Genomic DNA, 26,625 nt, shown 5'->3' on the forward strand with positions numbered 1-26,625 from the left:
GGCTCGGCGGCTCGGCGGCTTCAGCCGAACCAGGTCATCGCCTGGCCGTGGCCCCTGGCCCAGGCCAGCGGTTTGCCGTCGAGCGCGAGGACGTTGTGCAGCGCGTCGCTCGGCGGGTCGGGCAACCCGTCGTACGGCAGCACGTCCGGCGCCTCGTTCGCGATCCAGTGCCCCGGCAGCTCCCGGACCAGCCGGACGAACGCGTCCCGGCGCGGCGCCGGCACCTGGTAGAGCACCGAGGTGTGGAAGACCACGAGCGTCGCGTCGGCCGGCGCGCGGGCGGCCAGCGCCGGCAGGTCGTCCACCAGATCGCCGCGGACCAGCAGCGGAGGATCGGCCGCGGCGACCGCCGCCGCGGCCCGCAACCGGGCCCGCCGGTGCGCGTGCTCCGGCCAGATCAGGGCGTCCAACCAGGACACGTCGCCGGGGTCGGTCACGTCGAGCGGGTTGAGGTCCAGGCCAGCCCGCCACACCACACGGGGTACGCGGACCGGCGGCACCAGGCCGTCGGCAGCGCACTCCAGGACCGGCTCACCCGAGCCCACCTGATGATCGCCGTAGCGGTACGCGTACCGGTCGGGGTAGAGGCAGAGCCCGGCCGACGCACCGACCTCCACCAGGGCGAGGGGCTGCGGCAGCGCGGCGAGCAGCGGCAGCAGGACCGCGCACCGGCCGCTCTCGTTGGTCTGGGTGGCCCGGACCCGCAGCTGCGCCTCGATGGCCGGCCAGTGCGTCACCGCGTAGTCGTGGAAGGTGGCCGGGTCGTCGACCGGGCCGCCGAGCCAGCGCACGACGCCGAACAGCAGATTCGGCTGCCGCTTGGCCGGCGGGAGCCCGTCGAGCAGGGCGAGCAGGGCGTCGTCGTGGGCGACGGCCTGCGCCAGACGCTCGTACGTGGGCGACACCCCACGCGCCTCGCGGCTGCCGAACTCGGCGTACGTCTCAGCGGTCGTCATGCCCTCATCGTCGCAGCCCATTCCTCGGAAGGTCAGGCCCCGTTTCCGTGTGCTGACTCACCGCCCGCACCGGCAACGCGACCCGTGGTGGGCCGGGCTGACCGTGGTGGATCCACAGCGGCCGGTAGCGCGTCCAAGGAGGGCGGCCGAATCCGGCTGTCCGACCTGCGTAGGGAGTCACGGATGAACGACGAGGAAGCCGGCCGACTGCCCGAACGGCTCACGGACCGTGGACCCGTCGGGCCCACGCCGGTGGACCATCTGCTTCGCGCGGCCAGATCGACACAGCGCAGGAGGCGGCACCTTGGGCTCTTCGGTGCTGCCGCGGCGACGGCCCTCGCGCTCGGCGGCGGTGTCGTCGCTTTAGATCTTGTCGGCGCGGGATCGCGGGGCGGAAACGACTCTGCCGACGGGCCGCGCCTGGCGGCTCTGTCCGCCTCCCCGGTGACCGACGGGGACGATCCGACGCGGGACCGGTCCGGGCCACTGCCGGACGCTGGCGCGGCGAGCTGTGTGGAGGTATTCAGCCCGGAGACGCTCGCCAACCGGGCATTCGCGTTCGACGGTGTCGTGGCCACCATCGGACCAGCCCGCACCAACCGTCCGGGCGTCGACAGGCTGGACCTCGTGGGAGTCACCTTCACCGTCGGCGAGTGGTTCTCCGGTGGCACCGCGTCGCGCGTCACAGTGGACATGGATCCGCCGGTGAGGGGAACGCACGACCTCACGGCGGAGAGCTTCACGTCGTACGCGGTCGGTTCGCGGTTGCTTGTCAGCGGTGGGCCTCGTCAGCCTCGTCCCGGAGGATCTCCGCTCGACGACGCCATCGCCTGGGGTTGTGGGTTCACCCGCTACCACGACCAGTCGACAGCTCAGTCCTGGCGGCGGGCCGCGACGGCACCGACAGTCCCGCCAGCCACGTCGATGCCGGCTGGCGGGACATCCTGATCGGCGACGCGTCCGGCACCGCTCAGGGCAGCTGGCCCGGCCGGTCGACGACGGCGATACGGAGGAGCGCGGAAGCCAGGTCCACCGACTCCTTGCCGTCGCGTATCACCGACCCCCGATGGCCCAGGAAGGCGTGGGTGTCCCGGTCGAAGAGGACGTCCTGGTTACCACCGATCACGCCGGGCATTCGAATCGCCACCCCGTGTCGACCGGCGGCGTCCACCACGTCGCCCGAGATGACGACAGCCCCGGGCTCCCGTGCCAACAGGTCGAACAGCGCCGCCAGCGCTCGGGGTGGCACGTAGCCGTTGAGCATCGTCCACGCGGTGGTGTACACCATGCTCTCGTCCCCGTAGACGGCCTCCTCATCGGCCCCTTCGGGAAGATGCAGGTCGACCGGGTGCTCCCGAAGGTATCGAAGCAACTCGTCCGGATCGGTGGGCAGGTCGCCGTGGTACGCCGGCGCCTGGAAGGCATCGAGCTCCTTCTCGGGATCCCCGGGATCACCGAGACGGAGCTCGGTCAGGTCGCTCCACCCGTTCGGATCGGTCTCCGGTCGATAGCGTCCCTGCGAGTACGCGATACCGCCGGCCGACTGCCACAGTTGGCTCCGATGCGTCCGGTACGGGCCGCTGGCCGGCTGGTCCCTCATCGTCACCAGGGATTCCGTGAAGACGTACTGGTCGGGCCGGGCGGTGAGCTCGGGCTGCTGCCGGGCGGCGTCGGCCGCCATCCGGAAGATCTCCGACGCGGTTGCCGTGGGCGGCGGCTTGTCGCCCACCCCCATCGTCTGGACCGCCAGCGCGCCGGCGGTCAGGACGACGGTCAGTCCGAACGCTCCGGCCAGGCGCCAACCGCGCGGGAACCGGGCACGGAGTCCGGCGGGACGGGTCGCCGAAGCCACCTCGGCCCGGCGGGCGACGTGGGCGGTCAGATCTCTGAGGAGCTGCTCCTCGAAACCGTCGGTCGACTGTTCGGTCTTGTTCATGATGTCAGCTCCGTCTCATCAGGCGAGGGTGGCGGCCGGGCGGGCGAGCACGGCCTGGACGACGCGACGGGCACGGTGCAGGCGGACCCGGGCAGCGACCGGGGACATCCCGACCACGGTCGCCGCCTCCGCGACGGTCAGGCCGTCGACGGCGACGAGTTCGACAAGCGTTCGGGTGCCCTCGGGTAGCTCGCCCAGCGCCCGATAGGTGTGGCGGGCCGCCGACTCGGCGTCGATCCGCTCCTCGATGCGGGCGATGTCATCGGGGCCCAGGTCCCGTCGTCCGGCCAGCCGGCCGGTCACCCTCAGTCGCTGGGCCGCCCGACGCCGCTCGTCGCCGATGACGTTGCGGGCCACCCCGTAGAGCCAGCCGACCTGGCTACCCCGGTCCGGCCGGTAGCCGCCCGCCGACTCGATCACCGCGAGGAACACGTCGGCGGTCAGGTCGGCGGCGAGGTGCGGGTCGTCGACCCGCCGCGCCACGAAACGGCCCACCGCCTCCAGGTGCCGCCGGTAGAAGACCTCGAAGGCCACCGGATCGGCCCCGATGCCGGAGATGTCACCCCCCGCTTCGCCGGGCTCATTCACAGGCTGTCCTCTCTCGTAGCCTTCACACCTCTACTTCGTAAGACGGGCCGCTTGTGTTACCGAACGCCCCGGCCGACTGACCGGCCCCTCGTGCCGCCGACGCGGCACCGCGTACCCGCCCGCCCTGCGGCGGCGCTGCCGGTCCGGTTGGGCGGCTGCCCTGGTGATGCGGCATCATCGAGGGCACCGGCGACTGGCGGCACGGGGATGGTCGAACCATCGGGGAGCCTCTCGCGGGCGTCGACCGCCTGGGCGCCTGCGTGGAGGAACATCATGACCACGACACGTGGATCCGCGGAGCACCACACCCCGGCGGGCACGGCCCGGCTCCTGCCGGGTGCTCCCGTCGCCGAAGCCGTCCTGGCCGAGACCGCAGCCGCTGCCACACGCCTGCGCAGCCGAGGGATCACACCGAGCCTCGCCACAATTCTCGTCGGCGACGACGACGCCAGCGCCGGCTACATTTCCATCAAGCAGCGTCAGGCGGCCGAACTCGGGTTCGACTCCCCGCACGTGCACCTGCCCGCCACCGCCACCCAGGCCGAGCTGCACCAGGCCATCGCCCGCTTCAACACCGACCCGGCCGTGCACGGACTGCTCGTGCAGTACCCCGTTCCGGGCCATCTGGACTACGACGCGGCGCTACAGACAATCGACCCGGACAAGGACGTCGACGGCATGCACCCGCTGAACATGGGACGCCTCGCCGTCGGCCTGCCCGGCCCGCTGCCGTGCACCCCCGCCGGCATCGAAGCCCTCCTGGCGTACCACGAGATCCCCGTCGCCGGTCGCGAGGTCGTCATCCTCGGCCGGGGCGCCACCCTCGGCCGGCCCCTGGCGATGCTGCTCGCCCAGAAGCGCCCCACCGCCAACGCCGCCGTCACCGTCGTGCACACGGGCGTGCCCGACTGGGCCCGCTACACCCGCCGCGCCGACATCCTCGTCGCCGCCGCCGGCGTACCCGGGATCGTGCGACCCGAGCACGTCAAGCCGGGCGCCGTCGTCATCGGCGCCGGCGTCCGCTACGACGGGCGACGCCTCCTGCCGGACGTGGACGAAGCGTGCGCCGAGGTCGCCGGCGCCATCACGCCCCGGGTCGGCGGGGTCGGTCCGACCACTGTCGCGATGCTCTTCCGCAACGCTGTGCGCGCCGCCGAGCGCGCGAGTCGGTAGCTATGCTGCCGGTGGCACAAACGTTGCGAGGTGCCCCGCGCGAGTGGGGAGAATCGCCTGCCGTGAACACCGGACTCTACGAGACCATCCACCGCCGCCGGGACGTACGTGCCCAGTTCACCGGGGCGCCGATCCCCGCCGAGACGCTGGATCGGATCCTCACGGCGGCGCACGCCGCGCCGAGCGTCGGTCTCTCCCAGCCCTGGGACTTCATCCTGGTCCGCGATCCCGAGCTGCGGCAGGAGTTCCACCGACACGTGGAGCGGGAGCGGGACACCTTCGCGGCCACTCTCGACGGCCCGGCGGCGGAACGCTTCGCCCGGATCAAGATCGATGGTGTACGGGAGTCGACGTTGTCGGTCGTGGTCACGTACGACCCCCAACGGGGCGGGCCGGCCGTGCTCGGTCGTCACGCGATCGCCGACGCCGGCCTCTACTCGGTCTGCCTGGCGATCCAGAACCTGTGGCTGGCCGCAACCGCCGAGCAGCTCGGGGTCGGCTGGGTCTCGTTCTACCGGGAGCCGTTCCTGCGCGAGCTGCTCGGCATCCCGGCCACCGTCCGCCCGGTGGCGTGGCTCTGCCTCGGCCCGGTCACCCATCTGGAGCAGACGCCGGACCTGGAGCGGCACGGCTGGCGTCAACGTCGCCCGCTGTCGTCGGTGATCCACCACGATCGTTGGTCCGAGTGAACGGGTGACCGCAGCCCCGGGCGCGCGAACGCCCGGGGCTCGTCGCCGCCAGCGGCGCACCCCGGGTCGGCGGGGTCGGTCCGACCACTGTCGCGATGCTCTTCCGCAACGCCGTGCCCGCCGCCGCGCGAACGCGCCAGTAGCCCGGTTCGACGCGACGGACCTTCGACGGCAAGAGGCACGGCGATCGCCGCTCTGCGCTGGGCGCGTTCCCGATCTCCTTCGGCAGCACGATCGACTCGGGTTTCGTGAAGTCGGGGTGTCCAGACGAGGTTGATGCCCCGGTTCCCTGGAACGGGAGTCGATCAAGCAGCGGAAACGCCGCGAGCGCGGCAGGTGTGGTCCCTGCCGCGCTCGCGGATCTCGCGTTCGTACGTCAGCTGCAGCCGCTTGTGGAGCCGCAGCCCTCGCAGACGTAGCAGCTACCGGCCGGGCGCATCTTCGTACCGCAGGTGAAGCAGAGCGGCGCGTCGGCGGCCTTGCCGATCACGGCCTCCAGCAACTCGGTGCTGGAACCCACGCTCGGCGCCGGCTTGGCGGCGGCCACGTCGGCCATCTCCTGGGCCGGCTGGGCGACAGCCTCCGACTTGGCCGGGGCCTCCACCGGTGCCGAGGACGCCATCGCGGTGAGCTCCGCTCCGGTGACAGCGGCGGTTTCCGCGTCGGCCTCGGCCCGCAGCTGCGCGGCCCGCTCGGACGCGGTGAAGATGCCCAGCTCGGCGCGGCGCTCGTAGGGCAGGAAGTCCAGCGCCAGGCGACGGAAGATGTAGTCCATCACCGAGGCGGCCATCCGCACGTCCGGGTCGTCGGTCATGCCGGCCGGCTCGAAGCGCATGTTGGTGAACTTGCTGACGAACGTCTCCAGCGGAACGCCGTACTGCAGGCCGATGCTGATGGCCACCGAGAAGGCGTCCATCACGCCGGCCAGGGTCGAGCCCTGCTTGGACATCTTGAGGAAGACCTCGCCGAGGCCGTCGTCCGGGTAGGACGACGCGGTGAGGTAGCCCTCGGCGCCACCGACGGAGAAGCTGACCGTCTCGGACGGGCGCTTCTTCGGCAGGCGCTTACGGACCGGCCGGTACTCGATGACCTTCTCGACGGCGACCGGCGCGGCCTCGACGGCGGCCGGCTCGGTGGTCTTGTTGGACTTGGCCACCGAGAGCGGCTGACCGACCTTGCAGTTGTCCCGGTAGATCGCGAGCGCCTTGAGGCCGAGCTTCCAGCCCTCGAAGTAGATCTTCTCGACGTCCTCGACGGTGGCCGCCTCCGGCATGTTCACCGTCTTGGAGATGGCGCCGGAGACGAACGGCTGGATGGCCGCCATCATCCGCACGTGACCCATCGGGGCGATCGTCCGCTCACCCATGGCGCAGTCGAAGACCGGGTAGTGCTCCGGCTTGAGGCCCGGGGCGTCCACCACGTGGCCGTGGTCGGCGATGTGCTCGATGATCGCCTCGACCTGCTCCTCGGGGTAACCGAGGCTGCGCAGCGCGCGCGGCACCGTCTGGTTGACGATCTGCATCGAGCCTCCGCCGACCAGCTTCTTGAACTTGACGAGCGCCAGGTCCGGCTCCACGCCTGTCGTGTCGCAGTCCATCATGAAGCCGATCGTGCCGGTCGGGGCGAGGACGCTCGCCTGCGCGTTGCGCCAACCGAACTTGTCACCGATCTTGTTGCCCTGGGTCCACTGCCTGGTCGCCTCGCGGACGATGGCGGTGGCCACCGGGCTGGTCGGCTTGATCTCGTCGTTGGCCGCGGCGTGCTTGCGCATGACCCGCTTGTGCGGCTCGGCGTTGCGGGCGTAGCCGTCGTACGGGCCGACCACGCCGGCCAGCTCGGCCGAGCGGCGGTACGCGGTGCCGGTCATCAGGGACGTGATCGACGCGGCGACCGAGCGGCCCTGCTCCGAGTCGTACGGCAGGCCGGTGGCCATCAGCAGTGCGCCCAGGTTGGCGTAGCCGATGCCGAGCTGCCGGTAGGCGCGGGACGTCTCACCGATCTTGTCGGTCGGGAAGTCCGCGAAGCAGATCGAGATGTCCATCGCGGTGATGACGAACTCGACGGACTTGACGAACTTCTCCACCTCGAAGCCACCGTCGGCGCGGAGGAACTTCATCAGGTTGAGCGAGGCCAGGTTGCACGAGGAGTTGTCCAGGTGCAGGTACTCCGAGCACGGGTTCGACGCGGTGATCCGCCCGGTCTCCGGGCAGGTGTGCCAGTCGTTGATCGTGTCGTCGTACTGCAGGCCCGGGTCGGCGCACTCCCAGGCGGCCTGGGAGATGGTGCGGAACAGCTTCTTGGCGTCGACGGTGTCGATCACCGAGCCGTCCAGCCGGCCACGCAGGTCGAAGCCGCCGCCGTTCTCCACGGCCGCCATGAACTCGTCGGAGACCCGGACCGAGTTGTTGGCGTTCTGGTACTGCACGCTGACGATGTCGGAGCCGCCGAGGTCCATGTCGAACCCGGCGTCGCGCAGCGCACGGATCTTGTGCTCCTCGCGCGCCTTGGTGACCACGAACTCCTCGATGTCCGGGTGGTCCACGTCGAGGATGACCATCTTGGCCGCACGGCGGGTCGCGCCGCCGGACTTGATGGTGCCGGCCGAGGCGTCCGCGCCGCGCATGAAGCTGACCGGGCCGGAGGCGGTGCCGCCGGAGGAGAGCAGCTCCCTCGACGAGCGGATCCGCGACAGGTTGACCCCGGAGCCGGAGCCGCCCTTGAAGATCAGCCCCTCCTCCTTGTACCAGTCGAGGATCGAGTCCATCGAGTCGTCGACGGCCAGGATGAAGCAGGCGCTGACCTGCTGCGGCGACGGCGTGCCGACGTTGAACCAGACCGGCGAGTTGAAGCTGAACACCTGGTGCAGCAGCATCCAGGTCAGCTCGTGGGCGAAGATCTCGGCGTCCGCCGGGCTGGCGAAGTAGCCGTACTCCTCACCGGCGGTGCGGTAGGTGGTGACCACCCGGTCGATCAACTGCTTGAGCGACCACTCCCGCTCCGGGGTCCCCACCGCGCCCCGGAAGTACTTGGTGGTGACGATGTTTGCCGCGTTGACGCTCCACGACTGCGGGAACTCGACCCCACGCTGCTCGAAGTTGATCGAGCCGTCCCGCCAGTTCGTCATCACGACGTCGCGGCGCTCCCACGCGACGTCGTCGTACGGGTGGACCCCCTCGGTCGTCCACACCCGCTCGATCTTCAGCCCCGCGCCTGCCTTGCTCCGTGAACGGCTAGTTGTCACGCCGTCGCCCCCCTCGTCTGCGCGGTCACCCACCGCGCGTCCCAATCTCTCGAAAAACTGTGCAGATTCAGTTGGCCGGACCGGCGGCCTCGACCGCGTCGGCCCGACCCTGCCCCCGGGCGCGCGCCGCGCCCCGCAACGTCTCGATCTCGCGCTCGAAGTCGGCGAGCGAGTCGAAGGAGCGGTAGACGCTGGCGAACCGCAGGTAGGCGATCTCGTCCAGGTCGCGCAGCGGGCCCAGGATCGCCAGGCCCACCTCGTGACTCGGGATCTCGGCGGCCCCCTTGGCCCGGACGGTCTCCTCCACCCGCTGCGCGAGCAGCGCGAGGGAGTCGTCGTCCACCGGCCGGCCCTGGCACGCCTTGCGCACCCCGCCGATGATCTTCGTCCGGCTGAACGGCTCGGTCACCCCGCTGCGCTTGACGACCGCGAGGACCGCCTCCTCGACGGTGGTGAACCGCTTGCCACACTCCGGGCAGGACCGCCGCCGTCGAATGAGCTGACCGTCGTCGGCCTCCCGCGAGTCGACCACCCGGGAGTCAGCGTGTCGGCAGTACGGACACCGCATCGCCCACCTCCTTCACAATGATCGACTGCGCCCCGCACCGAGCGACTCCGGGCACGACCGACCGCGACGGTGCCGTCCTCGGACGACGCCCGCCGTGATCGACGTTACGGGAGTGCGGTCGGTAGTCGGACCCAACCTGTGGGCAACTTACGCCCGTGTCACTACTACATCTAGGGGTTGACCGTATGTCGCCGGGGAAGCCGGGTCAAGTTGACCGGCGTGTCCGGCGCGTCACGCACGATCCGGTCACCCACACCCGCCGGCACGTCCGAAAACCCCAACGTCGAGACCTCTCCCGGGTTACCGACCGGCCGGCCCGAGTAGCCCGGAAAACGGTCGACCATCGAACACCAGTGCTATCCGACGTACCATTTATCAGAACATCCGTACGACAGGAGCGGTTTTTCACCCCGACACGCCGGTGAGAGGTCGTACAGATGTTTGAAAATGACCGATCTCACCTATACGGTCATGAACAACGTGGCACCACCGCACGCACCACGAGCCGACGAGGCACCCAGCGCCGACCAGGGAGGACGGACGTGACCGAGGACCGGGCCAGCCGGCCGAAGAGCCCGCAGCAGATCACCGAGGCGGGCCCCCCGGCCACCCGACGCCGCAGCGCCGCGCGCAGCCGGACGGGTCAGCCCGCCGTACGCCCGGTGACCCCGGTCGTCAGCGCCTTCCCCGACCCCGCGACTGTCGACCTGACCGCCCGCCAGCGTCGCATCCTGGAGTTCATCCGCAACTGGGTGGAGCGACACGGCTACCCGCCAAGCGTCCGGGAGATCGGCGAGGCGGTCGGCCTGGTGTCGCCGTCAAGCGTCGCCTACCAGCTCAAGGAGCTGGAAAAGAAGGGCTTCCTGCGTCGCGACCCCAACCGGCCGCGCGCGGTGGACGTCCGCGCCCCCAGCGAGGCCATCGACGACGAGCTGTCCCGGGCACAACGACCGACCCCGGCGTACGTGCCGATGCTCGGTCGGATCGCCGCCGGTGGGCCGATCCTCGCCGAGCAGGCCGTGGAGGACATCTTCCCGCTCCCCCGCGAGTTGGTGGGCGAGGGCGAGGTCTTCATGCTCCAGGTCAAGGGTGACTCGATGCTCGACGCGGCGATCTGCGACGGCGACTGGGTGGTCGTCCGGCAGCAGCCGAACGCCGACTCGGGCGAGATCGTGGCCGCCATGCTCGACGGCGAGGCGACGGTCAAGACCTACCGGCGGCGCGACGGGCACGTCTGGCTGATGCCGCAGAACCCGGCCTTCGACCCGATCCCCGGTGACGACGCCACCATCATGGGCCGCGTCGTGGCGGTGTTGCGCCGCATCTGACCTACCGGCGGGTGAGTGCCCACGGGCGCTCACCCGCGTCGGTGCTCGGCAGCGGAGTCGGTGGTCAGGGACGCGGGTGAGGGCCGATCAGTAACGGTCGCCCCGGTGACCGCGCCCCCCGCCGGGATACTGCCCGTACGGGTCGACAGGCCCGTCGTCGTCACGTCGACGGCCGGGCCGCTGGCCCCGAGGGTCGGGCTCCTGCCCACCTCGTCGAGGCGGCTCCGCGCGACCGGTGCCGGTGTGGCCACCGTCACCGCCGTACGCACCACTGCCGGGGCGTCCGCCCGGTGGAACGCCGCCGGCGCCCTGCGGGCGGCCACCGCCCCCGCCAGCACCCTGGGGACGACCGTCACCACCCACCGGAGGGCGACCGCCGCCGTGGGGGCGACCACCAGTTGCCGGCGGGCGACCACCACCACCGGCTGGGGGACGACCGCCGCCACCTACTGGAGGGCGACCGCCGCCACCGGCTGGAGGGCGGCCACCGCCGTACACACTGGCGGCGCCGCCGTCCGGCCGTGCCGCACCGTAGCCACCGTCGGACGCGGCCGGTCGGCCACCGCCGTACACGGCACCACCCGCCGGAGTCGGCCCACCGCGACCCGCGCCACCGCTGTAGGGGCCCGCCGGCGCGCCGCCACCGTAGACGCCGCCCGTACGGTCACCGAGCGCTGACGAACCATCGACCGCTCGGCCCGCGCGCGGGTTGAACGGCTCACCGTCGTCCGGATCCGATGCCTTCGACGCGTCGGCGGCCGGCAGCCGCCGGCGGGCCCGGACGATGCCGACGATGCCGGCACCGACAAGCAGCAGACCGATCACCCCGACCGCACCCACCAGATAGGTGATGTCGTCGAAGTCCAGCCCGGCGGCCCAGGATGTCGAGGCCCCCTGCTTGACGCCGCCCGCCGACGCCGCGAGTGGCACCGTGGTCGAGGTGGACGGCGTGTAAGCGAGGATGTCGAGGGGCTCGTCATCGCCGAACCGGAACGCGTCGGACACGGTCAGGAACGTCTTGCCGTCCGTGGAGTAGCTGATGGCCTCGCCGAACGGGTCCGCCAGCGCCGTCACCCGGGGCTTGCCGGTGGTGAGCGCGCCGACGATGTCACCGCCGCTCACGTCGTACTCGAAGGCGTCCGCGTAGGTGCGCAGGACCACCCGGGAGCCGTCCGGCGACCGGGCCGCGCCGGTGATGGCGATCCGGCCGAACGTGTTGAGCGGATTCTCCGTCTGCGTCTTCGGCAGCGTGACGTCGCCGACCTTGCGCATCGGCACCGCCTCGGCGTCGCCGTTGCGCAGCGCCGCCGACGGCGCGTAGATCTCGGCCTTGCCGCTGGTGACCCTCGTGATGATCAGCGGTTTTCCGTCGTCGCCGATGAGCAGCGCCTCGGCGTCGTGCGGCTTGCCCTCCGGGTAGGAGATCCGGTGCTGCGTCGGTTGCCTCGCACCGGTGACCGGCATCGACCAGAGCGCGACGCGCGTACGGCGCTCCTTCGCGTCGGCGTTGTCACCGGTGTCGGCGATCCAGAGGGTGCCGCCGTCCTTGGAGAGGGCGAGATCCTCGGTGTCGACCGGGCCCTGCCCCGCGTACCGGACCGGCTCCTTCGAGATCTTGCACTTGGTGTCGAGGAAGAAGATCCGCTCACGTGCCGGGTTGTCGGTGCTGTCGTTGATGACGATGTAGCCGCTCTTGGTCGCGACCAGACCCGACAGCTCCCGCAGGCGCTCGTCACTGATCGTGCACCGCTTCTGGCCGGCGGTGACGGCGGGCGGCTGGGACGCCCCGGGGGCGGGAGCCGCCGCGGCGACTCCGGCGAGCGCCACGGTTGCCCCAAGCAGGCCGAGGGCAACCGTGACCGAGGAAACAACGCGGCGCATTCGGCCAGTGTCGCATGCCACGCGTTTCCGGCGGATAACACCGTGGCCGCTCAGGAGCGGCTGCCGGCCGCCTGCCCCTGACGCTCGACGTCGAACGGCGCCAACTCCGCGGCGAGGTCCGCGGCGACGCGGACATGCAGCAGGGTGCCCTCCGGCAGGTGCGCCGTGCTGAGCACCTCGCCCGTGCGATGCACCCGGGCAACCAGGTCACCGCGGTCGTACGGCAGCACGGCCCGGACCTCCACGGCAGGTCGCGGCAGCCGCTCCTCGATCGCCGCGCGCAGCCCGTCGATGCCCCGCCCGGAGTGTGCGGAGACGAAGATCGCGTCCGGCCAGAGCCGCTTGAGCCGCAGTAGCGTGTCCTCGTCGGCCGCGTCGGTCTTGTTGACCACCAGCAACTCGGGAAGCCGCTCCGCGCTCACCTCGGCGAGCACCGCGTGGACCGCCCGGACCTGCTCCTCCGGATCCGGGTGGGTGCCGTCGACGACGTGCACCACCAGATCCGCCTCCGCGACCTCCTCCAGCGTCGACCGGAACGCCTCGACGATCTGGTGCGGCAGGTGACGGACGAAACCGACGGTGTCGGACAGGGTGTAGAGCCTGCCGTCCGCGGCGGTCGCCTTGCGGGTGGTCGGGTCGAGCGTCGCGAACAGCGCGTTCTCCACCAGCACGCCCGCGCCGGTCAACCTGTTGAGCAGGCTGGACTTGCCGGCGTTCGTGTAGCCGGCGATGGCCACGGCGGGGACGGAGTTGCGGCTGCGTCGGGCGCGCTTGGTGACGCGTACCGTGCGCATGCTCTTGATCTCGCGGCGCAGCCGGGAGATGCGGTGCCGGATCCGTCGCCGGTCGGTCTCCAGCTTGGTCTCACCGGGACCACGCACACCCACACCGCCGCCGGCGCCGCCACCACGGCCGGAACCACCTGTCTGCCGGGAGAGCGTCTCACCCCAACCGCGCAGCCGGGGCAGCAGGTATTCGAGCTGGGCCAGCTCGACCTGCGCCTTGCCTTCCTTGCTCTTGGCGTGCTGGGCGAAGATGTCGAGGATCAGCGCGGTCCGGTCGACGACCTTGACCTTGGTGCGCTGCTCCAGGTTGCGCAACTGCGACGGGGACAACTCACCGTCACAGATGACCGTGTCGGCGCCGCTGGACAGCACCACCGCGCTGAGGTCGTCGACCTTGCCGCGGCCGATGTACGTGGCCGGGTCGGGTCGGCTGCGGCGCTGGATGAGCCCTTCGAGCACCTGCGAACCGGCGGTCTCGGCCAGCGCGGCAAGCTCGGTGAGCGAATTTTCCGCGTCCGCCGCCGTGCCCTCGGTCCAGACGCCCACCAGGACGACCCGCTCCAGCCGCAGCTGGCGGTATTCCACCTCGGTGACGTCGGTGAGCTCGGTTGACAGGCCCGGGACGCGTCGGAGGGACTGTCGCTCCGACAGATCCATCTCGCCGGTGGTGACGTCGTCGAGCTCGTCCTCGACGGGGACAAAGCTCTCCTGGTCTCGCAAGCGGTTCTCCTGTCCGTTTTGATTAGTGGAACGTAATCCTGACATGACACAACGCCGAACGCACCTGCTATATGCCCGTGCTCAGGGTCGCCAAAAGTGGGGGCGAATGCTGGTCGGCCGCGACAACCCGGTAGAAATGCGGGCGGCGGCCGACCGGCCGCACAGCCGTGACGGAGGGATCCCGTGGCCATCACCCGACTGCCGAGTGCCGGATTTTCGATCACCATCCGGATCGCCGTGACCGCGGACGCGTCCTCGATCGGCCGGCTCACCACCTCCGTCGGCGAGGCCGGCGCGATCGTCACGGCGTTGGACGTGGTGGACTCCGACCCGACGAACGTGATCGTCGACCTGACCTGCGACACCGCCGACGCCGGCCACGCCGACCAGGTGGTCGACGCGCTGACCGCGCTGGACGGCGTGGACGTGCGGAAGGTGTCGGACCGGACGTTCCTCCTGCACCTGGGCGGCAAGATCGAGGTGACGTCGAAGGTCGCGCTGCGCAACCGCGACGAGCTGTCCCGGGCGTACACCCCGGGGGTGGCCCGGGTCTGCATGGCGATCGCCGAGAACCCGGCGGACGCCCGGCGACTGACCATCAAGCGCAACACCGTCGCGGTGGTCAGCGACGGCTCGGCGGTGCTCGGCCTGGGCAACCTGGGCCCGGCCGCCTCGCTGCCGGTGATGGAGGGCAAGGCCGCCCTGTTCAAGCGCTTCGGCGGGGTGGACGCCTGGCCGGTGGTGCTGGACACCCAGGACACCGACGAGATCGTGCAGATCGTGAAGGCGATCGCGCCGGCGTACGGCGGGATCAACCTGGAGGACATCGCCGCGCCGCGCTGCTTCGAGATCGAGGCCCGGCTGCGCGAGGCGCTGGACATCCCGGTGTTCCACGACGACCAGCACGGCACCGCGATCTGCGTGCTGGCCGCGCTGACCAACGCGCTGCGGGTGGTCGGCAAGCGACTGGAGGACGTCCGGGTGGTCGTCTCCGGCGCCGGCGCGGCCGGAACCGCGATCATGAAGCTGCTGCTGCGCCAGGGCGTCGGCGACATCATCGCGTACGACCGGCAGGGCGCCCTGCACCGTGGGCTGACCGGGCTCAACTCGGCGTGGCAGTGGCTGGCGGACAACACCAACAAGGAGAACTACTCGGGCGACCTGCCGGGTGCGATCCGGGGTGCCGACGTGTTCATCGGGGTGAGCGCGCCGAACCTGCTCACCGGTGACGACATCGCCCAGATGGCCAAGGACTCGATCGTCTTCGCGCTCGCCAACCCGGACCCGGAGGTCGACCCGCGGGAGGCGCGCAAGCACGCCGCCGTGGTCGCCACCGGCCGCTCGGACCAGCCGAACCAGATCAACAACGTGCTCGCCTTCCCCGGGGTGTTCCGCGGGATGCTCGACGCGCACGCCGAGGAGTTCACCGAGGAGATGGCGATCGCGGCCGCCCGGGCCATCGCCGACGTGGTGGGCGAGGACAAGATCAACCCGACGGTGATCGTGCCGAGCGTCTTCGACTCCCGGGTCGCCCCGGCGGTCGCCGCCGCCGTCCGCGCCGCCGCGCACAACCCCAGCCCGCTGCCGGCAGCCGACCCCGGCCCCGCCGACCTCCCCGAGATCGCGGCAAACGCCAGCGCAACGCCCTGAACCCCCAACCCCACCCCCACCCGCTTCGTTGATCATGAGGTTATAGCGGCGACACGCCGATGCGAGTGGCCATAACCTCATGATCAACGGGCGACGGGCGGGTGGGGTGGGTGGGGTGGGTGGTTAGGCGGGGAGGTCGACCTCTCCGGTGGCTATCAGGACGGCGGGGCCGGACAGCCAGCAGGAGGTTGCGGTGACCGTCACCGTCAGGCGGCCACCGGGGACGTCCACGGCGATCACCCCGGTGTCCCGGCCGAGGTCGCGCAGGGCCACCGCGCCCACCGCGCAGGCGCCCGTGCCGCAGGACAGGGTCTCGGCGCTGCCGCGCTCGTAGACCCGCATCAGGCTGTGCCCGTCGGTGTCGTCGACCGGGTCGCCCGCGACGATGAACTCGACGTTCACCCCGCTCGGGAAGAACGCCGGGTCGAACCCCGGCGCGGTGGTCAGGTCCAGCGTGGACAACTCCACGCCGGGCGGCAGCACGCAGACCAGGTGCGGGTTGCCGATGTCCACGGCGGTGCCGGACAGGGTCAGCCCGCCCAGGGTGGCGACCGAGCTGTCGTACACCCGGGGTCGGCGCATCTCGACGGACACGGCGTCGCCCTCGACAAGCGCGCGCACGACGCCGGCCCGGGTGGCCACCGGCAGCGCCGCACCGGCGGGCGTGGCCAAGCCGGTGTCGAGCAGGTAGCGCACGAAGACCCGCGCGCCGTTGCCGCACATCTCGGCGAACGACCCGTCGGCGTTCCAGTAGTCCATGAACCACTCGGCCTCGCCGGCCAGCCCGGCGCCGTCCGGATGCTTGGCCGCCCGGACCACCCGCAGCACGCCGTCCGCGCCGATGCCGCGCCGCCTGTCACAGAGCGCCGCGACCAGCTCCGGGGTCAGGTCGAGCTGACCGTCCGGGTCGGGAAGGAGGACGAAGTCGTTGCCGGTGCCGTGGCCCTTGGTGAACTCCACGCCCCCATTATCGCGTCTCGGCCGGCACCAGACGCAGCGCGGCTCCGATCAGGTCCGGTGTCGTCGAGTCCAGCCAGTGGATCCGCGGGTCACGCCGGAACCAGGACCGCTGCCGGCGGACGAAGCGCCGGGTGGCCCGGACCGTCTCGTCGTGCGCCTGCGGCTCGGTCAGCTCACCGGCGAGCAGGCGCAGCACCTGCTGGTAGCCCAGCGCCCGACTCGCCGTCCGCCCCTCGGGCAGCCCCCGCCCGACCAACTCACGGGTCTCCGGCACCAGGCCGTCGGCCCACATCCGGTCGACCCGCACGGCGATCCGCTCGTCCAGCAGCGCGGTGTCCAGGTCGACGCCGAGCTGCACGGACGGGTAGTACGGCGTGGGCTGCGGCAGCGACGCCGTGAACGGCGCGCCGGTGAGCTCGATCACCTCCAGGGCCCGGACGATCCGCCGACCGTTGCCGGGCAGGATGCCCTCGGCGGCCGCCGGGTCGGCGGACCGCAGCCGCGCGTACAGCGGGGCCGGGCCGACCTCGGCCAACTCCCGTTCCAGGCGCTCGCGCAGCGCCGCGTCGGTGCCGGGAAACTCGAAACGCTCCAGCACCGCCCGGACGTACAGCCCGGACCCACCGACCAGCAGCGGCACCCGTCCCCGGGACAGGATGTCGTCCACCGCCGCGCGGGCCAGCCGCTGGTACTCCGCGACGCTCGCCGGCTCGGTGACCTCCCAGATGTCCAACAGGTGGTGCGGCACCCCGTCCCGCTCGGCGGGGGTCAGCTTGGCGGTGCCGATGTCCATGCCCCGGTAGAGCTGCATCGAGTCGGCGTTGACCACCTCACCGTCGAGCGCGTGCGCCAACGCGATGCTCAACGCCGACTTGCCCGCCGCGGTCGGACCGACCACCGCGACGACAGTGCCTCCCCCGTCGCCTGTCACATCCGCTCCCAGGAGGCCACGAAGTAGGCGACACCGTAGGGGGCCGCGTCGTGCAGCAGCTCGCCGCGCCACCCGCCGCCAGCCGAGGCGGCCGCCCTGGCGAGCACCTGCCAGGGCGCGCGGCCGGCGGCCTTCAGCTCCGCCGACAACACCGGGTCGAGGTCGAGCAGCACGTCCAGGTCCGCCTCGGCCAGCGCCGCGGCGACCCGCCTGTCGTACGGGAGGGCGCGCGCGTCGTCGTACCCGGGCGCCTTCTCACCCCGGCAGGCCGAGCCGTCCCCGAGCACCAGCAGCGCCACCCGGTCCCCCGCGGCGTCGACCTCGTCCGCGAGCGCGGCCAGCTCGGCCGGACCGGCGTCGGCGGCCACCTGCGCAGCGGTCACCGACTCCCGCGCGTCGTGCTCCCGCGCGCCGTGCGCCCGCGTGCCGTGCTCGCGCGCGTCGTGCTCGCGCGTGCCGTGCTCCCGCGTGCCGTGCTCCCGCGTGCCGTGCCGGGCCAGCAACCACGCGCCGATGGTCAGGCTCAACGGCAGCACCGCGCCCCGGTCGGGTTGGCCGGGGACCAGCGGCACGTCCAGGTCGACTCCCCACGGCTGGAGGGAGCCGGTGGCCGGGGTGCGGATCAGGCCGGTCACCGGGCCGGTGCCGAGCAGCACCACGGTGTCCGGGTCGACGGCCAGCAACCGGCGTACGGCCGTGTCACAGGCCGCTCGCAGGCCGTCCAACTCCGGGGCCGCGGAGCCGGCCACCTCGGGCACGAGCAGGGGCGGATGTGGGCAGACAGCAGCGGCGACCAGTGGCACCCATTTACCGTAGCGGGAATCGTCGGTGCGTCTCCGCGCCGATCCGGTCATTCGGCCCCTAGGACACCGTATGGTCACGGTCGGCGATAGGCGCTCGACGCGGACCGGGTCGGACCTGTGACAATGCCGGAAGCAACTTGGCTGCGCCGTGGCGGCGACGGGGGATCGATCCCTCGACGCCGGGAGAACGAGGATGGGCACATGAGCGACTGGACTGCCTTCGGACGGGTGGATGCGGACGGCACCGTGTACGTCAAGACCACCGAGGGCGAGCGGGTTGTCGGATCCTGGCAGGCGGGAGCACCGGAGGAGGGCCTGGCACACTTCGCGCGCCGCTTCGCCGATCTGGTGACCGAGGTGGACCTGACCGAAGCGCGTCTCAAGTCGGGTGCGGCCGACGCCGGGCACTCGCTGAGCACGATCCGGCGGATCCGTGCCACGCTGCCCGAGGCCAACGTGGTCGGCGACATCGACGCCCTGGCCGCCCGCCTGGACAAGCTGGCCACCCTCGCCGAGGAGAAGGCCGGCGAGGCGCGCGCCGCCCGGGACGCCGCTCGCGGCGAGGCCCTGGCCCGCAAGACCGCGCTCGTCGAAGAGGCCGAGAAGCTCGCCGCCGAGTCCACCGGTTGGAAGACCGCCGGGGACCGGCTCAAGGAGATCCTCGACGAGTGGAAGACCATCCGTGGGGTCGACAAGAAGGCCGACGGTGAGCTGTGGAAGCGCTTCGCCGCCGCCCGGGACGGTTTCACCCGACGCCGGGGCGCCCACTTCGCCTCCCTGGACTCCCAGCGCAAGCAGGCGCAGACGGTCAAGGAGGAGCTGGTCGCCGAGGCGGAGAAGCTCTCCGAGTCCACCGACTGGGCCGCGACCGCCAACCAGCTCAAGGATCTGATGACCCAGTGGAAGGCCGCGCCGCGCGCTTCCAAGGAGGCCGAGCAGAAGCTCTGGGAACGATTCCGGGGCGCGCAGGACGCCTTCTTCAGCCGGCGTAGCGAGGTCTTCTCCGCCCGGGACAACGAGCAGCGCGGCAACCTGGAGCGCAAGCAGGCCCTGCTCGCCGAGGCCGAGGCGCTGGACATCGACGCCGATCCGAAGGGCGCCCAGGCCAAGCTGCGGGAGATCCAGGCACAGTGGCACGAGGCCGGCCGGGTGCCCCGCGAGGCAGCCGCCGGGCTGGAGCGCCGTCTGCGCGTCATCGACGACAAGGTCCGCGACGTGATGGACTCGGCGTGGCGCCGCACCACCAAGGAGGACAACCCGCTGCTCGCGCAGATGCGGGCGCAGGTGGTGGAGGCCGAGGAGCGGCTGGCCCGGGCCCAGAGCGCCGGCGACGCGCGTCGGATCAAGGACGCCGAGCAGGCACTCGCCGCCAAGCGGCAGTTCCTCCAGCTCGCCGAGCAGGCCGGCTGACCTGACGTCCTCCGGAGCCCCCGGTCCCTCGCGGGACCGGGGGCTTCCGCGTGTCCGTCCCCCCACCCGCGCCGCGCCCTCGCATCACGCTCCCCGAAGTCTCCACGCGCCTGACTCGGCCTCACTCGGCCTCCCGCGCCCCGCGCCCCGCGCCCCGCGCCCCGCGCCCCGCGCCCCGCGCCCCGCGCCCCGCGCCCCGCGCCCCGCGCCAAGATCGTCGCAACTTCGGGGATGTTGCTGCCTCAGACACGCGCGAGACAGCAACATCCCCGATGTTGTGCGGATCTTGACGCGAACCTCGTGCTTGATAGACAAGATCGGGGCCTGGAGGGCCGGCAGACGTCAAGGTCATGCTCGATCCAGGATGTAGTGGCATCGGAGTGTCCGGAGACCACTACATCCATGTTCCAGCGCGATCTTGCCGGGGGCGCGCAGCACGAGCAGCACGAGCACGAAGAGCAGCGCGAGCACGGGCGCCGCGGCGCACGGGCAGCACGAACACGGGCGCAACCGCCTACGGACAGCACAAGCACGGACGCAGCGGCCCGCGGACAGCACGGGCACAGCGGCGCGCGGACAGCACGAGCACGGGCACAGCGGCGCGCGGACAGCACAAGCACGGACGCAGCGGCGCGCGGACAGCACAAGCACGGGCGCAGCCGCCTACGGACAGCACAAGCACGGACGCAGCGGCCCGCGGACAGCACAAGCACGGGCGCAGCGGCCCGCGGACAGCACAAGCACGGGCACGGCGGCGCGCGGACAGCACGAGCACCGACGCAGCGGCGGGCGGGCGGCGCAGGGGGCGCAGGGGGCGCAGGTTGACGCATCGAGGCTTGCTGATCAGAATGAGCTACGGAGCCAGGTAGGGCCACCGGGACGAGGGCGACGACGGCGGGGCTCCGCTGTCGAGGATCGGCCGGTGCGCTTCCGCGAGTGTCCCCGTCCGCATGACATGGACCGTCGCGCACTGTCCGCGTACCCAAAAGGGGCGGTGACGTGCCGACGGCAGCTCACCCGGGCGGCCCATGGCCGGCGCCGGACCTCCGAATTGGAGCTCGAATGTTCCGTCCCAAAGCTCTCGGCGGTGCGCTGACGGCGCTCGCCACCCTCGCGGCTGGCGTGTTGCTCGCCACCGCCGTCAGCACCAGCCCGGCCGTGGCCGCTGGCACCGGCACCGGCTACCTGCACACTAACGGCAGTCAGATCGTGGACAGCACAGGCGCCACGGTCCGGTTGACCGGCATCAACTGGTTCGGCATGGAGACCGACAACAAGACCTTCCACGGGTTGTGGTCGAACAACCCGTGGCGGGGGCAGCTCGACACGATGGCCCGGTTGGGTTACAACACGTTGCGGGTGCCGTACTCGAACGACGCGCTGAAGCCGGGCGCGACCGCCACCGGGATCAACGACTTCGTCAACCCGGACCTGATCGGGCTGTCGCCGTTGCAGATCCTGGACAAGGTGATCGCCTACGCGGGCAGCAAGGGGATGCGGATCATCCTGGACCGGCACCGGCCGACGTCGGCCGGGCAGTCTCCGCTGTGGTACACGCCGACGGTCTCCGAGGCGACCTGGATCAACGACTGGAAGATGCTCGCCCAGCGATACGCGGGCAATCCCACGGTGATCGGGGCCGACCTGCACAACGAGCCGCACGCCGAGGGCACCAACCCGGCGGCCACCGGCGCGTGCTGGGGCTGCGGCGACACGGCGCGGGACTGGCGGCTCGCCGCCGAGCGGGCCGGCAACGCCATCCTCGGCGTCCAGCCCAACTGGTTGATCTTCGTCGAGGGGGTGAGCTGCCCGAGTGGTGGCCTCTCCAACGTCTGGGACAACGACCCGAGCAACGACGAGGACTGCGGCTGGTGGGGCGGCAACCTGTCGAAGGCGGGCCAGTTCCCGGTACGGCTGAGCGTGGCCAACCGGCTTGTCTACTCGCCGCACGAGTACGCCACCTCGGTGTACCGGCAGACCTGGTTCGACGCCCCGGACTACCCGGCGAACATGCCGGCCATCTGGGACAAGTACTTCGGTTACCTCTACAAGCAGAACATTGCGCCGATCATGATGGGTGAGTTCGGCAGCACCCTGGTCGACCCGAAGGACAAGGTGTGGCTGGAGAAGTTGATGGCGTACACCGGCACCGGGGTGACCGGGATGTCCTTCACCTACTGGTCGTGGAACCCCAACTCGGGTGACACCGGTGGCATCGCGCTCGACGACTGGACGAACGTCAACACCACGAAGCAGGCGATCCTCCAGCCGTACCTGATCCCACCGTCGGGTGGCGGCCCGACCGGCGGGCCGACCGGTGGACCCACCGGCGGACCGACGGGTGGGCCGACGACCCCGCCGCCGGGCGCCTGCACGGCCACCTACCGGCAGGTGAACGCCTGGCAGGGTGGCTTCCAGGGTGAGTTGACGGTGAAGAACACCGGTTCCGCCGCGGTGAACCCGTGGTCGGTCACCTGGACCTGGCCGTCCGGGGTGACGTTGGGCAGTGGCTGGAACGCCACCGTCTCCCAGTCCGGCACAACTGTCACTGCGGCTGCCCCCAGTCACGCGCCGTCCCTCGCGGCGGGTGGGTCGGTGACCGTGGGCTTCACCGCCAACGGCACCGCCAGCGCGCCGGGTGCGGTAAAGCTCAGCGGCGCCAGCTGCTGAACCGCTGGGACGGCCGATGCCCACGGCATCGGCCGTCCCGGCCATTTACATCCAAGTGCTTCTATGCTTTCATCGGGAAAGCGCTTGCCTCCGCACGGGTGGGCGTGAGCGCGGGAGCCGCTCTCCTTCACCTCATCGCACCGGCGGGCCCGAGGACCACTGGTCCCGGCCACGATTCGCCGCCCACGGGCATGGGCGTCGCGACGGTCCGTCCGCCTCATCGAAAGGGAGCAGCATGCGCACAGGACGGCGTCGAATGACGCTGATCGCCACCACCGCCGCCGCCACCGCAAGCCTCGTCGCCGCCGGCCTGCTGACCTCCGTGTCCGCGCAGGCCGCCGCCGGCTGCCGGGTCGCCTACACGGTCGCCAGCCAGTGGCCGGGCGGGTTCACCGGCAACGTCACGGTCACCAACCTCGGCGACGCGGTCTCCGGCTGGACGCTGCGCTGGTCGTACGGGGCCGGCCAGCAGGTCAGCCAGGCCTGGGGCGCCACCGTCTCGCAGAGCGGGGGCCAGGTCTCCGCCGCGAACGTCGACTACAACGGCAACCTGGCGACGAACGGCAGCACCTCGTTCGGCTTCAACGCGAGCGCGAACAGCGCCGGCAACCCGGACCCGACCAGCTTCACCCTGAACAACGTCGCCTGCACCGGCGGCACCACCACCCCGACCACCTCGACCACCCCGGGCACCCCGGGCGCCCCGACGACCCCGCCGATCCCGAGCGATCCGCCGCCCAGCGTCCCACCACCGACGGGTCTCGTCGGCTGGGCCACCCAGAACGGCGGCACCACCGGCGGCGGCGGCGCACCGACCACCACCGTCACCAACGCGTCGGCGCTGACCAGCGCGTTGAACGCGACAGGCGCCGCGGTGATCCGGGTGTCCGGCACGATCTCCTGCTCCGGAATGCTGCGGGTCCGGTCCAACAAGACCGTCCTCGGCAACTCCGGCGCCACGATCGCCGGCTGCGGACTCAACGTCAGCGGAGACCGCAACATCATCATCCGGAACCTGACCTTCCGGAACTGGAACGACGACGCGATAAACGTGCAGGAGTCGGCCACCAACATCTGGATCGACCACAACACCTTCAGCAACGGGTACGACGGCGCGGTCGACATCAAGCGCGGATCGGACTTCGTCACCGTGTCGTGGAACCGGGTCTTCAGCCACGACAAGGCCATGCTGCTCGGCCACAGCGACGACAACGGCGCCCAGGACACCGGCCACCTGCGGGTGAGCTACCACCACAACTGGTTCGACGGGAGCAGGCAGCGCAACCCCCGGGTGCGCTTCGGCAACCCGGTGCACGTGTTCAACAACTACTACCGGGCCAACGGCGGCTACGGCGTGGCCTCCACCGAGAACGCCGGCGTGCTCGTCGAGGGCAACTACTTCGAGAACGTCAACGACACGTACCACCTGGGCGAGGCCGACTCCGGGCCGGGCCGACTGGTCGCCCGGAACAACCACTTCGTCAACTCACCCGCCGGGCAGACCGGCGGCAGCGTGGCAAGCATCCCGTACTCGTACCAACTGGACACCGCGAGCACCGTCAAGTCCATCGTGACGGCGGGCGCCGGCGCCGGCCGGATCACCGTCTGACCGGGGAAGGGCCCCTCGACGAGGGGCCCTTCCGTGCGCTCAGTGGGTGGCACAACCCGCGGTGGGCGCGGGCGCGACCGGCGGCGCGCCGATCGTCGGCAGACCGAGCAACACCCCGGGGGTACGCGGGGAGCGGCCCGCCTCGGCCGCGTCGCCGGCCCGGGTCCGTCGGTGCGACACCGGCGCCCCGTCGGCGTTGAGGTGGTGCGGAGCGGCGTACGTGATCGTGGTGTGCACGATGTCGCCCGGCCGGATCTGCCCGGCCATCGACTCCGCTCCCGGCGCCTGGGTCGCGAAGTGCACCAGCCGGCCGTCGCGGGCCCGACCGGACATCCGCCCGGTCCGCTCGTCCTTGCGGCCCTCGCCCACCGCGACGAGCACCTCGACGGTCTCCCCGACGAGCCGCTTGTTCTCCGCCCAGGTGATGTCCTCGACGCAGGCGATCAGCCGCTCGTAGCGCTCCTGCACGACCTGCTTGGGAAGCTGGTCGTCCATGGTCGCGGCGGGCGTGCCGGGGCGCTTCGAGTATTGGAAGGTGAACGCCGAGGAGAACCGGGCCTCGCGGACCACGTCCAGGGTGCGCTCGAAGTCGGCCTCGGTCTCGCCGGGGAAGCCGACGATGATGTCGGTGGTGATCGCCGCGTCCGGCATCGCCGTCCGGACCTTCTCGATGATCCCCAGGTAGCGCTCGGAGCGGTAGGACCGGCGCATCGCCTTCAGCACGTCGTCGGAGCCGGACTGCAACGGCATGTGCAGCGAGTGGCAGACGTTGGGCGTCTCGGCCATCGCGGCGATCACGTCGTCGGTGAAGTCCTTCGGGTGCGGGCTGGTGAACCGGACCCGCTCCAGCCCGTCGATGTCGCCGCAGGCCCGCAACAGCTTGCCGAAGGCGTACCGGTCGCCGAACTCCACCCCGTAGGAGTTGACGTTCTGCCCGAGCAGGGTCACCTCCAGCACGCCCTCGTCGACGAGGGCGCGCACCTCGGAGAGGATGTCGCCGGGGCGGCGGTCCTTCTCCTTGCCGCGCAGGGCGGGCACGATGCAGAACGTGCAGGTGTTGTTGCAGCCCACCGAGATCGACACCCAGCCGGCGTAGGTGGACTCGCGGCGGGTGGGCAGCGTGGAGGGGAAGACGTCGAGGGACTCCAGGATCTCCACCTCGGCGGCGGCGTTGTGCCGGGCCCGCTCCAGCAGCACCGGCAGCGCGCCGATGTTGTGGGTGCCGAAGACCACGTCCACCCAGGGCGCCTTGCGGACGATCTCGCCGCGGTCCTTCTGGGCCAGGCAGCCACCGACCGCGATCTGCATCCCGGGGTGCTTGTCCTTCACCGGGCGCAGGCGACCGAGGTTGCCGTAGAGCCGGTTGTCCGCGTTCTCCCGGACGGCGCACGTGTTGAACACGACGATGTCCGGGGTGTCGTCGGCGGGCACCGCGCGTACGTAGCCGGCCTGTTCGAGCAGGCCGGAGATGCGCTCGGAATCGTGGACGTTCATCTGGCAGCCGTACGTCACGACGTTGTAGGTCCTAGCCACCCTCTTGGTGCCCCTTCCCCTCGGGCTACCAGGGTAGCGGCCCGTTTGGTGGCCCCGACCCCCCGGCATTGACCCGGCGGCCCATGGCGGGCATCCACGGGGGGCAGTACGCTGCACATCAAGGATGTGTTCTGGGCGATTTCGGGGGCTTTGCACTCGGCGCCGACGATGCGCGGCTCCGTTCACGGGGGAGCACATGACGACCCGCGGGAGGCCAACCGTGACGCGACAAGATGCGGCACAGCGCACCGTCACGACTCCGGACGGGCGGCGCCTCGCGGTGGAGACCTCCGGTGCGCCCGACGGGCCTGCGGTCTTCCTGCTGCACGGCACCCCGGGCAGCCGCAGCGGCCCCCGACCCCGGGGCATCGTCGTCTACCGCCTCGGCGTGCACCTCGTCTGCTACGACCGGCCCGGTTACGGCGACTCCGACCGGCACGAGGGTCGGCGGGTGGCCGACGCCGCCGCCGACGTGGCGGCGATCGCCGACGACCTCGGCATCGAACGGTTCGCGGTGGTCGGCAGATCCGGCGGCGGGCCGCACGCCCTGGCCTGCGCGGCGCTGCTGCCGGACCGGGTCACCCGGGCCGCCGTGCTGGTGGGTCTCGCCCCGGCCGGCGCGCCCGACCTGGACTGGTACGCCGGGATGGCCGCGACGAACGTGACGGACTACGGGCAGGCCGACGAGGACCTGACCGAGCTGACCCTCAACCTGAAGGTCCGGGCCGAGGAGGCACGCCGGGACCCGATGACGCTGCTGGACTTCCTCCGTCCCCAACTGCCCGACGAGGACATCCGGGTCGTCGACGACGTCGCGATCCGCCGACTGCTCACCGACATGTACGCCGAGGCGGTGCGACACGGCCCGGAGGGCTGGATCGACGACGTGTTGGCGATCCGACGGGGCTGGGGGTTCGACCTCGGCGCCATCCGCGCGGAGGTGCGGCTCTGGCACGGTGAGCAGGACCGCTTCTCCCCGGTGGAGCACTCCCACTGGCTCGCCTCGCGGATCTCGCGCGCCGAGGTGCAGGTGCAGGCGGGCGCCGCGCACTTCGGGGCGGTGGAGATCCTGCCGCAGACCCTGACCTGGCTGGCCACCCCCGACCTGGCGACAAGTCCCCGGCTCTAGGGCGCGTGTCACAGCCCTGGCCGGCCTGCGGCGGGCCCGGACGCCGGGTGGGCCGGGGCGGACGC

General features: G+C 71.4%; 20 protein-coding genes, 1 pseudogene and 1 riboswitch. Of the genes and pseudogenes, 10 read left to right on the top strand and 11 right to left on the bottom strand.

Features of this window, described 5'->3' with window-relative positions:
• Positions 1 to 20: 20 nt before the first annotated feature.
• Positions 21 to 956: a DUF2332 family protein gene (locus ACPXBU_RS28425; RefSeq protein WP_425760428.1), complete on the bottom strand. Its 936-nt coding sequence runs from the start codon at positions 954 to 956 to the stop codon at positions 21 to 23.
• 444 nt (positions 957 to 1,400) lie between these two features.
• Between ACPXBU_RS28425 and ACPXBU_RS28430 the strand changes: the two genes are divergently transcribed.
• Positions 1,401 to 1,904 carry a hypothetical protein gene (locus ACPXBU_RS28430; protein WP_425760430.1) on the top strand — a complete coding sequence of 168 codons (504 nt, stop codon included), beginning with the start codon at positions 1,401 to 1,403 and terminating at the stop codon, positions 1,902 to 1,904.
• A 22-nt stretch (positions 1,905 to 1,926) separates the two neighbouring features.
• Here ACPXBU_RS28430 and ACPXBU_RS28435 read toward each other — a convergent pair whose 3' ends face one another.
• Together ACPXBU_RS28435 and ACPXBU_RS28440 are read right to left on the bottom strand one after the other, a co-directional pair.
• The gene (locus ACPXBU_RS28435; RefSeq protein ID WP_425760431.1) at positions 1,927 to 2,892 is read right to left on the bottom strand and encodes a CU044_5270 family protein; all 966 of its coding nucleotides are present in this window, start codon (positions 2,890 to 2,892) and stop codon (positions 1,927 to 1,929) included.
• 18 nt (positions 2,893 to 2,910) lie between these two features.
• Entirely contained in the window at positions 2,911 to 3,480 is a 570-nt protein-coding gene (locus ACPXBU_RS28440; protein WP_425760432.1) for an RNA polymerase sigma factor, read from the bottom strand.
• 179 nt (positions 3,481 to 3,659) lie between these two features.
• A riboswitch (ZMP/ZTP riboswitch) is annotated at positions 3,660 to 3,741 on the top strand.
• A gap of 12 nt (positions 3,742 to 3,753) precedes the next feature.
• Between ACPXBU_RS28440 and ACPXBU_RS28445 the strand changes: the two genes are divergently transcribed.
• On the top strand, positions 3,754 to 4,653 hold the full coding sequence (locus ACPXBU_RS28445) for a bifunctional 5,10-methylenetetrahydrofolate dehydrogenase/5,10-methenyltetrahydrofolate cyclohydrolase (protein ID WP_425760433.1): 900 nt from the start codon (positions 3,754 to 3,756) through the stop codon (positions 4,651 to 4,653).
• Between the two features lie 62 nt (positions 4,654 to 4,715).
• Positions 4,716 to 5,342, top strand: a complete 627-nt coding sequence (bluB, locus tag ACPXBU_RS28450) for a 5,6-dimethylbenzimidazole synthase (protein WP_425760434.1) — start codon at positions 4,716 to 4,718, stop codon at positions 5,340 to 5,342.
• Positions 5,343 to 5,718: 376 nt separating this feature from the next.
• On the opposite strand, the gene ACPXBU_RS28455 is transcribed toward bluB, so the two are convergent.
• Positions 5,719 to 8,616: a vitamin B12-dependent ribonucleotide reductase gene (locus ACPXBU_RS28455; RefSeq protein WP_425760435.1), complete on the bottom strand. Its 2,898-nt coding sequence runs from the start codon at positions 8,614 to 8,616 to the stop codon at positions 5,719 to 5,721.
• A 34-nt stretch (positions 8,617 to 8,650) separates the two neighbouring features.
• Positions 8,651 to 9,151, bottom strand: coding sequence for a transcriptional regulator NrdR (gene nrdR / locus ACPXBU_RS28460; protein ID WP_393374889.1), 501 nt, complete (start codon positions 9,149 to 9,151; stop codon positions 8,651 to 8,653).
• Between the two features lie 542 nt (positions 9,152 to 9,693).
• Between nrdR and lexA the strand changes: the two genes are divergently transcribed.
• Complete coding sequence (gene lexA / locus ACPXBU_RS28465) at positions 9,694 to 10,479, top strand: transcriptional repressor LexA (RefSeq protein ID WP_425760437.1); 786 nt, start codon at positions 9,694 to 9,696, stop codon at positions 10,477 to 10,479.
• Between the two features lie 87 nt (positions 10,480 to 10,566).
• Here the strand turns inward: lexA and ACPXBU_RS28470 are convergent, their stop codons facing one another.
• Both ACPXBU_RS28470 and hflX read right to left on the bottom strand, forming a co-directional pair.
• Positions 10,567 to 12,360, bottom strand: a complete 1,794-nt coding sequence (locus ACPXBU_RS28470) for a hypothetical protein (protein WP_425760439.1) — start codon at positions 12,358 to 12,360, stop codon at positions 10,567 to 10,569.
• A gap of 50 nt (positions 12,361 to 12,410) precedes the next feature.
• Positions 12,411 to 13,865, bottom strand: coding sequence for a GTPase HflX (hflX, locus tag ACPXBU_RS28475; RefSeq protein ID WP_425760440.1), 1,455 nt, complete (start codon positions 13,863 to 13,865; stop codon positions 12,411 to 12,413).
• 183 nt (positions 13,866 to 14,048) lie between these two features.
• On the opposite strand from hflX, the gene ACPXBU_RS28480 reads away from it, so the two are divergent.
• A complete protein-coding gene (locus ACPXBU_RS28480) occupies positions 14,049 to 15,515 on the top strand; it encodes an NAD-dependent malic enzyme (protein ID WP_393374882.1) in 1,467 nt (488 codons plus the stop codon).
• Positions 15,516 to 15,638: 123 nt separating this feature from the next.
• Here ACPXBU_RS28480 and dapF read toward each other — a convergent pair whose 3' ends face one another.
• From dapF to ACPXBU_RS28495, 3 genes are read right to left on the bottom strand one after another with little or no spacing between them, the layout of a single operon-like run.
• The gene (gene dapF, locus ACPXBU_RS28485) at positions 15,639 to 16,475 is read right to left on the bottom strand and encodes a diaminopimelate epimerase (protein WP_425760442.1); all 837 of its coding nucleotides are present in this window, start codon (positions 16,473 to 16,475) and stop codon (positions 15,639 to 15,641) included.
• A gap of 7 nt (positions 16,476 to 16,482) precedes the next feature.
• Complete coding sequence (miaA, locus tag ACPXBU_RS28490) at positions 16,483 to 17,418, bottom strand: tRNA (adenosine(37)-N6)-dimethylallyltransferase MiaA (protein ID WP_425760572.1); 936 nt, start codon at positions 17,416 to 17,418, stop codon at positions 16,483 to 16,485.
• On the bottom strand, positions 17,403 to 18,260 hold the full coding sequence (locus ACPXBU_RS28495) for a hypothetical protein (RefSeq protein ID WP_425760444.1): 858 nt from the start codon (positions 18,258 to 18,260) through the stop codon (positions 17,403 to 17,405). Before ACPXBU_RS28495 ends, miaA begins: the two co-directional genes overlap by 16 nt.
• Before the next feature lie 150 nt (positions 18,261 to 18,410).
• Here ACPXBU_RS28495 and ACPXBU_RS28500 point away from each other — a divergent pair, with 150 nt between their 5' ends.
• The 4 genes and pseudogenes from ACPXBU_RS28500 (at position 18,411) to ACPXBU_RS28515 (ending at position 23,898) form a co-directional block, all read left to right on the top strand.
• On the top strand, positions 18,411 to 19,619 hold the full coding sequence (locus ACPXBU_RS28500) for a DUF349 domain-containing protein (protein ID WP_393374875.1): 1,209 nt from the start codon (positions 18,411 to 18,413) through the stop codon (positions 19,617 to 19,619).
• Positions 19,620 to 20,681: 1,062 nt separating this feature from the next.
• Entirely contained in the window at positions 20,682 to 22,289 is a 1,608-nt protein-coding gene (locus ACPXBU_RS28505) for a cellulase family glycosylhydrolase (protein ID WP_425760445.1), read from the top strand.
• A gap of 256 nt (positions 22,290 to 22,545) precedes the next feature.
• Positions 22,546 to 22,926, top strand: a pseudogene (locus ACPXBU_RS28510) (cellulose binding domain-containing protein); the annotation flags it as partial.
• 81 nt (positions 22,927 to 23,007) lie between these two features.
• Positions 23,008 to 23,898, top strand: coding sequence for a pectate lyase family protein (locus ACPXBU_RS28515; RefSeq protein ID WP_425760574.1), 891 nt, complete (start codon positions 23,008 to 23,010; stop codon positions 23,896 to 23,898).
• A gap of 39 nt (positions 23,899 to 23,937) precedes the next feature.
• On the opposite strand, the gene miaB is transcribed toward ACPXBU_RS28515, so the two are convergent.
• On the bottom strand, positions 23,938 to 25,500 hold the full coding sequence (miaB, locus tag ACPXBU_RS28520; protein WP_425760446.1) for a tRNA (N6-isopentenyl adenosine(37)-C2)-methylthiotransferase MiaB: 1,563 nt from the start codon (positions 25,498 to 25,500) through the stop codon (positions 23,938 to 23,940).
• A 151-nt stretch (positions 25,501 to 25,651) separates the two neighbouring features.
• Here miaB and ACPXBU_RS28525 point away from each other — a divergent pair, with 151 nt between their 5' ends.
• Positions 25,652 to 26,560 (top strand): alpha/beta fold hydrolase, encoded by a 909-nt coding sequence (locus ACPXBU_RS28525; protein ID WP_393375415.1) that lies wholly within the window; start codon positions 25,652 to 25,654, stop codon positions 26,558 to 26,560.
• The last annotated feature ends 65 nt before the right edge of the window (positions 26,561 to 26,625 follow it).

The sequence above is a fragment of the Micromonospora sp. DT231 genome (genome assembly GCF_049847025.1).
Taxonomy (GTDB): Bacteria; Actinomycetota; Actinomycetes; order Mycobacteriales; family Micromonosporaceae; genus Micromonospora.